The sequence below is a fragment of the Corynebacterium sp. ACRPH genome (assembly GCF_022347285.1).
In the GTDB taxonomy this organism is placed as follows: domain Bacteria; phylum Actinomycetota; class Actinomycetes; order Mycobacteriales; family Mycobacteriaceae; genus Corynebacterium.
The window spans coordinates 1-1,971 of record NZ_JAKRND010000035.1; the positions used below are offsets into that span (position 1 = coordinate 1).

Annotated in this window: 2 protein-coding genes; both read left to right on the forward strand. The window is 53.2% G+C overall.

Annotation, left to right across the window (positions count from 1 at the left end; translation table 11 throughout):
* On the forward strand, positions 1–727 hold a 727-nt coding region (locus MHX66_RS10585; protein ID WP_304504324.1), incomplete at its 5' end, for an RHS repeat-associated core domain-containing protein.
* Positions 728–736: 9 nt separating this feature from the next.
* Positions 737–1,714: an Imm51 family immunity protein gene (locus MHX66_RS10425; RefSeq protein ID WP_239202856.1), complete on the forward strand. Its 978-nt coding sequence runs from the start codon at positions 737–739 to the stop codon at positions 1,712–1,714.
* The last annotated feature ends 257 nt before the right edge of the window (positions 1,715–1,971 follow it).

Here is a 1,971-nt window from a genome sequence, read left to right on the forward strand (position 1 = left end):
TGATGCGACGTTCTACGCCCTGGTGTGCGACCTAGCCGGAGCACCACAGGAACTGATCAACACCACCACCGGTGTCGTCGAAGGACACACCACCCAAACCCTCTACGGCACACGTACGTGGTCTGGTCGGTGCACCAGCCCGTTGTTGTTTGCCGGTCAGTACGAGGATGTTGAATCCGGGTGGGCGTACAACCGGTTCCGCTACTACAACCCCACCCTTGGTGCCTACAATGCCCAAGACCCACTCGGACTCGCCCCACGACTCGCCTCAGCCCAGGGGTATGTCGACCACGCAGCATTCTGGGTCGACATGCTGGGGCTAAAGGGTTGCTGGGCTGACGCAAACAAGGTTAAAGACCACTACGTGTACCATTACGTTAATGGAGGAAAAACTACATATGTAGGAATAACCAAGCATCCTAGGATGAGGGCAATCCAACACGCGATAACGCACCCGACCACACGTCCTATAGGCGGAATGCGCGTCCTTAATAGAGACAATCCTTTGGGCAAGTATGAAGCGCGTGGCGTCGAACAGCACCTCATCGAACGCTTAAGAATGTCAAATCCTCCAAAAGTCACACAAGCCGAATATAAAGATCTCGGACTAGAGAATGGTTTGCTCGAAAACAAAATAAATAGCATGAGCAAGAACCATAGGTTCTACAAAGAGGGAACTGAATTCGGAAAAGAATGGATAGAAAATAATTATCCAAATATAAAATAAGGAGTTAACTTGTTAGAATTTTCTTTAGACAGTCCCAAAGGCAGCCGCCCTAAAGCTGGACAGCTCTACCTGATGAAAACCACCCTCGGATACATCCCTGTTGGCGTCACCTCCACCGAAGCATTCTTCGGCGCGGCTGCAATGCTCCACCCTTATCGCGCGCTCATCAGCGACCCATCCGATACATCATGGTTTCCGCTCGTCGAAAAAAACGAACTACTTATTCCACCAATTCAGATCGTCAAGAGTGACTTCAGAAAAGGCGGACCTTTTCAAAGAATCCCAGCGAAAAGCCATCCTAATACCATCCCTTTTGACAACTACTTCCACTACACACTCGCGACCTTCTGGTCACCAGAGGAACAAGCTTTCGTCCCCGTAACAAGAGAAAATGAGTGGGTACCGAAGGAAAGACGGATCATCAACTACACGATCCACGACACAAATCCGCCGCAAGGCGGCACCACGGATAAAGCCCCAGAAGGCACCTACTTTATGACCGATGTCCTAGGCGGCTACCGCGAAATCGAATATGCTCTGGAAGATGCACTTGCCTACTACGGATTAATCGATACCCCGCGACCCATACACCCCGACCTCACAGAAAGCCAGGAACAAGACACGATGCCAACCAACACGCAACAGGAAGACCAACCACTCTTCCACCTCGCAGAACTCGACGGTATGACCACCCTGTTCGCCGCTATGGACACCATTCCCAAGGAAGCAGTCGGCGTCATAGAACAAGCAGGGCACACACCCAACGGCTACTTCCTCGATAGCCTCGCCAAGTACCTACTTCGACAAGCAAACGTCACCACCGACGGCATTGAGTTCGACAGTGACGCGGGCATGTTCAGCCTCATCGGCACCACCGAAACCCTGCAACCACTCCACACCCAGCTGACAGACCTGTTCAACAACACCAACAACCTGCATCAAACACTCAACCAAGCTAAGGCCGCAGGAACAGACTTCGACGACTAACACACAAGCTTGTGTCCTGACACCATAATCAATCCAGCCAGCCGGCCGGAATGGTGCTGCGTATCACTACCGCTACGATGACCACGGCCGCGTCACCGTCTGCGTCCTCATCGAAACCGCCGGCGACTTCACCGGAAACCCCCTAGACACCGGCGACAGCGTCGTTGACACCTACCTCGACCGCCTCCACAACCTCCCCCTCTACCAAGCCCTCCTCAACGGCGGACTCCACGAAGCAGGACTCACCGGCCGCGGCC